The organism is Microcoleus sp. A003_D6 (genome assembly GCF_036702825.1).
Lineage (GTDB): Bacteria > Cyanobacteriota > Cyanobacteriia > Cyanobacteriales > Microcoleaceae > Microcoleus.
In genome coordinates this window covers 52,914-62,117 of record NZ_JAUBWA010000009.1, presented here as the reverse complement: position 1 = coordinate 62,117, position 9,204 = coordinate 52,914, and the positions used below count along the sequence as shown (strand labels likewise).

The window sequence follows — 9,204 nt, the reverse complement described above, 5'->3', positions numbered from 1 at the left end:
TTCTCGGATACAGATTTTTTATTTCTCCACGGATGAATCCGGGGGCTTGTATCCTGGATGCTTTCGGTCAAGGATCTCGCAAACGATATAACTTAGTAAGTAGGTCTGGTTTTATACAAGTAAAAAAAAGAATGCAACTGTAGGCCCGTGCTCCCAACCCATATTGAATCAGTCATCCCCAATCTAAAATCTAAAATCTAAAATCTAAAATCTAAAATGGTATTACTTGGTTCCACCCAACCTGCAATTTACCCGATCGGGAGGATGTCAAAAGTTAAAGCGTTTTGACGCCAATAACTTCGATTCCACCGGAAATCGATGTAAAACAGCAGTACGATGCGTTATGCTCAGCTAAGCTGCTACGCATATAGATTTCTTGGTTTCGGCGACTGGGAGGGGGAGAGGATTTGGCGATCGGCTGGCTTGTGACATCTTAAGATAAGATGGGGTCTACTAATACACTTGACTACTTTTGCTACTAATGACAATTAAAAAGGAGAAAAAATAGATGTCTAAACCAGTTATTTTGTGCGTTGACGATGAGAGAATGGTGTTAGACAGTCTCAGGACGCAGCTAGCAGCAGAATTTGGGAATACTTACACCTATGAAGGAGCCGAAGATGCTGAGGAGGCTTTCGAGTTAATTAGTGAACTAAATGACGATGAAATTAGCGTTGTTGTGATTATTTCGGATTGGTTGATGCCCGGTATTAAGGGAGATGAGTTGCTGATTCGCATTCACAAAAAATACCCCCATGTTATTAAAATTATGCTGACAGGTCAAGCTGATGAAGTAGCAATTGACCGAGCCAACAAACAGGCTAACCTCCATCGCTGCTTATCTAAACCTTGGTCGGAAGCCGATTTGCTGGAAACTATTAAATCTGGTTTATCTAAACTATGAGCCAACAGGTAATTATCTGTGTCGATGATGAGAGAACTGTACTCAGGAGCCTCAAAGCAGAACTGCAAGAGGCTGTCGGCAATGATTATATAATCGAAATTGCTGAAGGTGGAGAAGAGGCATTAGAGTTAATTGAAGAATTGCTAGATGATGGAGATGAAATTCCTTTAATTATTTCCGACCACATTATGCCTGAGATGAAGGGAGATGAGCTGTTAAAACAGGCTCATCTCATTTCGCCTAAAACTATAAAAATTATGCTGACAGGACAAGCAGATATTGGGGCGATCGCCCATGCTATCAACTCGGCAAACTTATATCGTTATATTACAAAACCTTGGCAAGCTGAAGATTTGAAATTGACGGTTAGAGAAGCGCTAAATAGTTATATTCAAGATAAAAAACTGACCGAACAAAACACCCAACTCCAGCAAATGAATCAGGAGTTGGCACAGTTAAACTACGAGCAAGCGGTACTGATTACCAAACTCCATGAAAACGAAAATCGCTTGACACAGTTTTTGGAAGCAATGCCGATTGGTGTGGGTGTGCTGGATGCGGACGGCAAACTTTACTACATCAATCGGAAAGCACAAGAGATATTTGGTAAAGGAGTTGTGCCGGATACGAGTTCCGAGCAATTGTCAGAGGTTTATCAAGTCTATCAAGCAGGCACAAATCGAGAGTATCCTGTCGAGAATTTGCCCATCGTGCGCGCGTTGAAGGGGGAAAGTGCTACCGCTGACGATGCTGAAATCCATCAAGGCGACAAGATTATTCCCATAGAAATTTTCGCTACTCCAATCTACGATCGACAAGGCAATATTGTTTATGCTATCAACACTCTTCAAGATATCACGGAACGCAAAGAAGCTGAGGCCGAGCGCAAAAAGTTCATTGAGGATCTTTTTGAGGTTAATTGCAATTTGGAAATTTCACTGGATGCAGAATTAGAAATTGCGGAGGCGACAAGTCGCTTTGTACCCAATGAGTTTTTAGCTTTTTTGGGATGTGACAGTATTGTTGATATTAAATTGGGAGAAGCGGTGGAGTTGGAAATGTCGGTTTTGTTTTCTGACATCCGCGATTTCACTACTCTTTCGGAACAGATGACACCGGAAGAAAATTTTAAATTTATCAATTCTTATCTGAGTCGAATGGAACCGCTGATTGTGGAAAATAAGGGGTTTATTGATAAATATATTGGCGATGCAATTATGGCTTTGTTTAGCGAGGGGGCGGATGATGCTGTGAAAGCGGGAATTGCCATGCTGCATACTCTTGCTGAATACAATCGACATCGCGCTTCTGTGGGCGATGCGCCGGTTCAGATTGGGGTGGGAATTAATACTGGTTCTTTGATGCTGGGTATAGTGGGCGGAAAAAGCCGGATGGACGGTACTGTGATTAGCGATGCGGTTAATTTGGCTTCTCGGATTGAAAATTTGACGAAAAATTACGGGGTGTCGCTGTTAATTACTCAGCAGACTTTCGATCGCTTGAAAAATCCTGCTGATTATGCAGTTAGAGTAATTGATAAGGTTCAGGTTAAGGGTAAGTCTGAATGGGTGACTGTTTATGAAGTTTTTGATGCGGATTTGCCGGAAGTTAAAGCGGGAAAGTTGGCTACTTTGCAGGTGTTTACTGAGGCTTTGTCTTTGTACAATATGAAGAGTTTTAGGGAAGCTGCGGTATTTTTTGCGGATTGTTTGCGGCAAAATCCGGGGGATAAGGTGGCGGGAATTTATTTGGATAGGTGTTAGTAGTTAGTTGGCAGTTGGCAGTTGGTGGTTGGCAGTTGGTGGTTGGCAGTTGGCAGTTGGCAGTTGGTGGTTGGCAGTTGGCAGTTGGTGGTTGGTGGTTGGCAGTTGGTGGTTGGCAGTTGGTGGTTGGCAGTTGGTGGTTGGCAGTTGTTATTTGTTATTTGTTTTGAATATCTCCCAATAATCAGTAACTACTGACTACTGACTACTGACTACTGACTACTGACTACTGACTACTGACTGCTGACTACTGACTACTGACTGCTGACTACTGACTGCTGACTACTGACTAATAACTACTGACTGCTGACTACTGACTGCTGACTACTGACTAATAACTACTGACTAATTTGTTCGATCGGCATTTCGATGATAAACTCGGCTCCTTGGCCCGGTGCAGACACGCAGCTCAGTTTGCCGCCGTGTTCTTGGATAACTTTGTAGGAAATTGACAGGCCTAAACCGGTGCCTTTGCCGGCGGGTTTGGTGGTAAAAAAGGCCTCGAACAACTGCTGGGAAACTTCTTCTGGCATACCGGAGCCGTTGTCAGAAATCCGAATTACAGCATTGGAGTTTTGGACTTCTGTCCTAATTTTAATTTTGCTGCGGTTAGCTGTGGCTTCGTCAACTGAACGCCCTTCGTTGTATTCCTCGATCGCGTCGATCGCATTTCCGATCAAATTCATAAATACCTGATTGACTTTCCCGGCATAACACTCAACCAAAGGCAAATTTCCATAGTCTTTAATTACGGTAATTTCTGGATAGCTGCCGCGCGCTCTCAAACGACTTTGCAGGATCAGCAGCGTTCCTTCAATCCCTTCGTGCAGGTTAACCTTGCTCATTTGAGAATCGTCTTTGCGGGAGAAATTTCTGAGCGAGCGCACAATTTCCCGAATGCGATCGGCCCCAACCTGCATCGAGGACATCGCTTTCGGCAAATCTTCTAGCAGAAACTCTAGCTCGATATCCTCAATTTTATCTTGAATTGGCGCCGGCGGATGGGGGCAGTGCTGCTGGTACATATCGATCAAATTCAGCAAATCTTCCGTGTAGTGACCGACGTGAACGAGATTGCCGCAGACGCTATTAACAGGATTGTTTATTTCGTGAGCGACACCGGCCACCATTTGACCGAGTGTAGACATTTTTTCAGTGTGAATTAATAATGCTTGAGTTTGCTGCAATTCGTGCAAAGTATTTTCGAGCTGAAGTTTTTGTTGGGTTAACTCTGTTTGCGATCGCAGCAAAGCTTCTTCACTGCGTTTCTGCTCGGAAACATCAGTAATTAACCCTTCCAAAGCTATCAATTCTCCCGAGTCGGAAAACACTCCCAAACCTTGCTCCCAAACCCATTTTAATTCGCCGTTTTTAGAAGTAATGCGGTAATTTAGCTGATAGGGTCGGTTTTCTTGCAAGGCAACTTGCACGGCATTCCACAAATTATCGCGATCGTCCGGGTGAGTCAATTCCGAGATAGAAACTTGCCGAGTGCCGATAAATTCTTCAGGAGAATAGCCGGCTAACTGATAGCAACCTTCGCTGACAAACTCCATACTGCGATCGGCATCGTTGCGAAAACGGTAGGCCATCCCCGGCAAATTGCTCATCAGCGTTGACAATGCCCGCTGGCTTTCCCGCAGGGCTTCTTCGGCGTGCTTGCGATCGGTAATATCCGTCATCACCGCCAGCATACAGAGTTCGCCGTCCAAATTAATCAACTCCGCTGACAGCAAACACACCACCACCGATCCCGACTTCATCCGAAACTCACATTCCTGACTGCGAACAACACCTTGTTCCTGCAAATTTTGCCTGAAATCAAATCGGTCTTGCGGCTTTACCCAAATATTTAATTCCGGTACTGTATGACCGATTACCTCCTCCCTAAAGTAACCGAGCGCCGACAAAAAACTGTCGTTAGCCTCAAGAAACCGCCCCTGAACAAAAGTAGTAATAGTCATCGGATCGGGACTCGATCGAAAAGCCTTAGAAAACTTTTCCTCCGACAAACTTAACTGTTTAATAGCTGCTTCCAACTGACTTGTCCGCTCTTTAACCCGGCATTCTAATATTTCATTAGCCTGCTTCAGGGCTTCCTCAGCCTGCACCCGATAAGTGATATCGCGTACCACGGCTTGCAGCCCCATTTTGCCGCCGATATCCATAGAAGTTAGCACCACTTCCGCCGGAAACTCGAAACCGTCCAAACGGCATTGCAGCAAGTCAAAGCGGCAATTTCCCATTTCTAGAGCCGTACCAATTTGCTCTTGAAACAGACTCATAGAATCTTGTCCGTTTGGTTGCAGCGGCGGGCTAAATTTTGAAGGATGCTTGCCGCAAAACTCTGATTCAGTGCTGCATCCAAATAACTTTAAAGTAGCCGGATTGCAATCCAAAAAAACCTGTTCGTCTAGCAGCATTACCGCGTCTGTCGTCGATTCGTACAAACTGCGAAACTTTTTTTCTGAGGCTTGCAAAGAAGCAATCAACTGCATTTTTTCCTCGGCTGCTTGCTTTTGCTTGGTAATGTCCTGCATTACTTGAGAAAAGCCCTGCAACTCTCCTTTTTCATCGCGCAAAGGAGTAACAATAATATTCGCCCAAAATCGCGAGCCGTCTTTGCGAAACCGCCAGCCTTCATTTTCGTATCGACCTTCTGCCACCGCCCTGATTAATTTTTCTTGGGGCTTGCCGATTTCAATATCTTCTTTCGTGAAAAAACACTCTGAATTATTTCCGACTATTTCATGAGCTCTGTATCCCAAAATGCGTTCGGCACCAGAATTCCAGCTAGCTACATACCCATCAGGATCTAACATGAATATAGCGTAATCCTTAACGCCTTCAATTATTAAGCGCAGGCGTTCTTCGCTTTCTCGAAGTCCCGATTCTGCCTGCTTGCGCTGGGTGATATCTTCTACAAAACCTTCGTAGTAGAGTAATTTCCCCCCTTCATCGCAGACCGCCCGCGCATTTTCAGCGATCCAAATTATTGTTCCGTCTCGGCGATAAATTTGCGACTCAAAATCCGACACGACGCCTTGTTCTTGCAAAGCACAAATAAACTGATCGCGCCGATCGGGGTTGACGTAAAGCTGATCGCTGATATCAGTCAGACAGCCCATTAATTCTTCGGCGGAATTATATCCGTAGATGCGAGCCAAGGCTGGGTTAGCGCTGAGGTAGCGACCGGATTGGGTTGTTTGAAAAATGCCCGACACAGCATTTTCAAACATACTGTAATATTTTGCTTCCATTTTGTGCAGTGCCTCCGCGACATTCAGGCATTCTATCGCTTTATTTTCTAATTTTTGATTTCCCACTTGTGAATACCCTGCTCTCGTATGTGAGTTGAATATTTTTGATCGAGCATCTATTAAATTTGAGCCGCTAATGAGGCAGAAGAATGCTGTGCCGCAGCCAGACACCAAGCAGCAGAAAGCTTTGCGGTTGCTTGGTGTCCGGTTGCAATGACACAAGTGTGTTTATTCATCTGTCCTACGGGCTTGTTAGTTGTTAGTTGCTGCTGATGAAAGTTTAGTTTATCCGGTCTGTCTTTCTTTGATGCTTGACTGGCTGTCACGATCGCATTGGCAAATCGATCGATCGGCCTGCGGTGCAGATGTTCGAGCAAAACCCGCTCCTTGCAATCTCCCTGAAGATATTAGCAGTTGAATACCCTGAAATAAGTTAGTGGCAAGGCTGTTGTTACAATAAAAGGCAGCAACTTCTAAAACTGCAAGAGTCTATTTTTAGGCTTTGGGTGAGAGTTCGATCGACTCTTACCCGAAGCAACTAACCCGCCTGGACGAGCTAAACGCTCGCTGTCCCTGCTGTCAGTCGATTTGAGATTTGAGATTTTAGATTGAAAGAATTGACTCCACAGATGAATCTGGGGCTCTCCCTAGTGTCTAAAATTTTTGGGTCTCCCCAACTCCTGTCGGAAACTTTTATCGGTCTTTGGGTGCTCTGAGTCACTGTTAAGTATTCTTGCTGATAGATAATACAGCAGACTGCTGGCAGTTGTCCTATCTGGGGTTTATCTGTAAAGTTGCCACAACAAGAGGGTAATTGTTGTATCAAAAAATTCATATTCGGCTGCTGCGGGCGAGCAAATTCTGTCGCGGTGCTGGCAGTTGAGCAAAAATCTGGGTGCAGGTACGCAAAATTTGGTCGGCAAGTCTGGTAAAATCCCGATCGATTCTCGGTTTGGCCCAAAAGCTCGATCGGGCTAAATTTGACTAGAACGAACTAATAAATGACAGACTCCCCTCTACTAGCAACGCCAGAGTTATCTCCTGCTTCAACCCAGACGGCGGATTCTCCTCTGTGGCCGGCCCTGCTGCAACAACTGTTAGACAGACAATCTCTCTCGCGCGCCCAAGCCTGCGACTTGATGCAGGGATGGCTAGCAGAAGCTATTCCCCCCGTCCTCTCAGGAGCAATTTTAGCGGCCCTCCAAGCCAAAGGCATCTGGGCCCAAGAATTGGCAGGAATGGCTCAGGTATTGCATTCTCAGTCGCTTGCAGGCGAGTCCGAGAGTGTTTTCAATCCCAAATCCTCAATCTCGAATCTTAAATTAATTGATACTTGCGGCACCGGCGGCGACGGCGCTTCGACGTTTAACATTTCCACTGCTGTAGCTTTTGTGACCGCCGCAGGCCAAGTTCGAGTCGCGAAACACGGAAATCGATCGGCCTCAAGCAAAGTGGGTTCTGCTGACGTGTTGGAAGCACTCGGAGTCAACCTCAACGCCGATCCCGCGAAGGTAAGAGCCGCAGTAGACGAAGTAGGCATCACCTTTTTATTTGCGCCTGGGTGGCATCCTGCACTTAAGGCTGTAGCGTCGCTCCGGCGCACTTTGAAGGTGCGGACTGTTTTTAACCTTTTAGGGCCCCTTGTCAATCCTATGCGCCCTACAGGGCAGGTAATCGGGGTGTTCGATCCTAGTCTGGTATCAACTATGGCGCAAGCTTTGGGCGAGTTGGGGACTGAGTTAGCTGTAGTGGTTCACGGCAGAGAAAAATTGGATGAGGCGGGTTTGGGAGATGTGACTGATTTGGCGGTTTTGTCGGATGGCAAAGTGGAACTCACTACTTTAGACCCCCAAAAGGTAGGATTGACACCAAGTGCGATCGGCTCGTTAAAAGGCGGAAATGTTGAGGAAAACGCCGAGATTTTGCGGAACGTTTTGCAAGGCAAAGGTACGCCAGCACAAATGGATGTTGTAGCTTTGAATGCGTCTTTGGCTTTTCAGGTGGGAGGCGCAATTCCTATGGGTTCTCACGCAGCAGGGGTTTGTTTGGCTAAGGAGATTTTATTGAGCGGCGAATCTTGGGTGAAGTTGCAGCAGTTGATTGAGTTTTTGAAATGAAGGAAGAAGGAAGTTCGGCAACGGATTTTGTAATGGATGTAACGGATGGAAGAAGGAAGAAGGAAGAAGGAGTTTTTTGTTTTAACTAACCAACAAGAAAAATAGACCTCTTGCAAAAATCCTTTTAATCAAATTCTGGAACGGGCTCTCCGGCCCATTCCACAAGAAAAAAAATTTTGTGGGACGGGCATCTTGCCCGTCCTAGTTATTTTTGCAAGAGGTCTAATTATTGAATTTTCAATTTTTCTTTACTTCTTCCCTCTTCCTTCTGCGTTTTTTTTAAGAGCGCGATCGAAATTCAATCACATCTTGCTTAATCGTTATGTCTTTATTACCAAAAAAGTCGTGACCCAACAGTCCGATATCTAGGGATGGCGAGATGGCAACAACTACATTTTGAACCGCCAGACCCCCAGCTTCAATAGAAGTCAAACGACCGAGGGGAAAAGTAGCCACTCCGTTGGGAGTTTGTGCTTGCACTGTTCCCTGGAGAACAACGCCCAAGGCTTTAGCCATTGCTGGTGTAATTACTGTGCCGCTGGCTCCAGAATCTACCATCATCTCGAACTTTTGTTTGCCGTTAAACGTGACTTCTATGACCGGGATATTAGCCTCTCTGCGTTTAATTTTTGCCTGAAATACTCCAGACTTGGCAGCGGGCGAAGTGGCGGGAGTCGATTCTTTGGGGAGAAAACCGCAGACTGATTGGCTGAGGTTGAGGGTGCGCCCGGAGGAACTACGCATGAAGCATCCCTCGCTTTCTTGAGCCGCAGCTCGGGAGGAGTTGGCAACAGTCCCTACTAAAATTGAACTGCTCAGAGAAATAACCGCTGTTAAAAACAGTAAAGGTTGGCGCAGGTTTTGAGCGTTCAGTAGATGCTTGTATAAGTTTGAGAGTAAAGGCTTTTGAGATTTGCTAGGCATAGTTTAGTAAAACGCTGTAGCTCGATCGTAACAGCGACAACTGCCGATCGGTAGAGATTTAGCTGTGGCGATCGCCCAGAGGTGTTACTTTAGTTTGACCGAGCGCCAGATAGAGGCGGGGGCTGGTTGTTGTCGATCGGCAGAAACTGGCATTGCACAAATTAAAATAATATCTGTATATTGCCGACTAGCATCAAATCCCTGGCAGTGATAAGAATTAAACCACACGACAGTAA

General features: G+C 45.6%; 7 protein-coding genes. 4 read left to right on the top strand and 3 right to left on the bottom strand.

Annotated elements, in window-relative coordinates:
- Window positions 1–508 precede the first annotated feature (508 nt).
- The 3 genes from QUB70_RS04705 to QUB70_RS04695 are packed head-to-tail and all read left to right on the top strand — an operon-like array spanning window position 509 to window position 2,837.
- Window positions 509–904, top strand: a complete 396-nt coding sequence (locus QUB70_RS04705) for a response regulator (protein ID WP_332978652.1) — start codon at window positions 509–511, stop codon at window positions 902–904.
- The gene (locus QUB70_RS04700) at window positions 901–2,667 is read left to right on the top strand and encodes an adenylate/guanylate cyclase domain-containing protein (RefSeq protein ID WP_332978650.1); all 1,767 of its coding nucleotides are present in this window, start codon (window positions 901–903) and stop codon (window positions 2,665–2,667) included. The genes QUB70_RS04705 and QUB70_RS04700 overlap by 4 nt, the downstream gene beginning before the upstream one ends.
- A complete protein-coding gene (locus QUB70_RS04695; protein WP_332978648.1) occupies window positions 2,661–2,837 on the top strand; it encodes a hypothetical protein in 177 nt (58 codons plus the stop codon). Before QUB70_RS04700 ends, QUB70_RS04695 begins: the two co-directional genes overlap by 7 nt.
- Before the next feature lie 168 nt (window positions 2,838–3,005).
- Here QUB70_RS04695 and QUB70_RS04690 read toward each other — a convergent pair whose 3' ends face one another.
- Together QUB70_RS04690 and QUB70_RS04685 are read right to left on the bottom strand one after the other, a co-directional pair.
- The gene (locus QUB70_RS04690) at window positions 3,006–5,993 is read right to left on the bottom strand and encodes a PAS domain-containing sensor histidine kinase (protein ID WP_332978646.1); all 2,988 of its coding nucleotides are present in this window, start codon (window positions 5,991–5,993) and stop codon (window positions 3,006–3,008) included.
- A gap of 53 nt (window positions 5,994–6,046) precedes the next feature.
- Window positions 6,047–6,304 carry a hypothetical protein gene (locus QUB70_RS04685; protein WP_332978644.1) on the bottom strand — a complete coding sequence of 86 codons (258 nt, stop codon included), beginning with the start codon at window positions 6,302–6,304 and terminating at the stop codon, window positions 6,047–6,049.
- Between the two features lie 624 nt (window positions 6,305–6,928).
- On the opposite strand from QUB70_RS04685, the gene trpD reads away from it, so the two are divergent.
- Window positions 6,929–8,044, top strand: coding sequence for an anthranilate phosphoribosyltransferase (trpD, locus tag QUB70_RS04680; protein WP_332978642.1), 1,116 nt, complete (start codon window positions 6,929–6,931; stop codon window positions 8,042–8,044).
- A gap of 279 nt (window positions 8,045–8,323) precedes the next feature.
- Here the strand turns inward: trpD and QUB70_RS04675 are convergent, their stop codons facing one another.
- The gene (locus QUB70_RS04675; protein WP_332978641.1) at window positions 8,324–8,968 is read right to left on the bottom strand and encodes a retropepsin-like aspartic protease family protein; all 645 of its coding nucleotides are present in this window, start codon (window positions 8,966–8,968) and stop codon (window positions 8,324–8,326) included.
- Between the last annotated feature and the right edge of the window lie 236 nt (window positions 8,969–9,204).

Bases quoted from the DNA above. Each gene is read 5' to 3' on its own strand.
- QUB70_RS04675 (WP_332978641.1), bottom strand. From the start codon at position 8,968: ATGCCTAGCAAATCTCAAAAGCCTTTACTCTCAAACTTATACAAGCAT.
- trpD (WP_332978642.1), top strand. From the start codon at position 6,929: ATGACAGACTCCCCTCTACTAGCAACGCCAGAGTTATCTCCTGCTTCA.
- QUB70_RS04700 (WP_332978650.1), top strand. From the start codon at position 901: ATGAGCCAACAGGTAATTATCTGTGTCGATGATGAGAGAACTGTACTC.
- QUB70_RS04705 (WP_332978652.1), top strand. From the start codon at position 509: ATGTCTAAACCAGTTATTTTGTGCGTTGACGATGAGAGAATGGTGTTA.